The 523-nt window shown below is 64.4% G+C and carries 1 pseudogene; it reads left to right on the forward strand.

Annotated elements, in window-relative coordinates:
* Nucleotides 1–113 precede the first annotated feature (113 nt).
* A pseudogene (locus tag AC1DY5_RS58265) lies at nucleotides 114–523 on the forward strand (DNA polymerase ligase N-terminal domain-containing protein); the annotation flags it as partial.

The following is a 523-nucleotide window of genomic DNA, read 5'->3' on the forward strand; positions in this document are numbered from 1 at the left end:
CGCTGAAGGCCCAGGCCACTCCGGCGCCAGGCGCAGAAGCGGTCTGCTCCTATCGAGCAGCGTTACCCAAATAGTGGTGCGTGGAAATCCAGGCTAGGCAAGACGGAGTTCGCCTGCATGTCGACGGCGCGGCGCACGTACATTTCGCGGATGGCTACGGCACCTCCACTGGCAAAGTCAAGGCGAAGCGCAACTTCGCAGTCACGCCTGGGCCGGCAGAGGGCGGCGCGTCCGCTGGCGAGGGCCTGCAGTTCGTGATGCCACCCCATCTCGTACAACGCCTTCGAAGGGACGATCCCTCCGAAACAGTACGGCGCCGGCAAGGTGGTGATCTGGGACAAAGGCACCTGGGTGCCGATCGGCGACCCGCGCAAGGGCTACAAGGACGGCGACCTCACATTCGAGCTTCGTGGCCACAAGCTGCGGGGCAAGTGGGCACTCGTGCGGATCAAGAGCAAGGACGAGAAGCAGGACGCCTGGCTCTTGATCAACGAACGCGACCAGTTCGTGAGGCCCGCCAGCG

The organism is Variovorax sp. P4_D9, assembly GCF_056401695.1.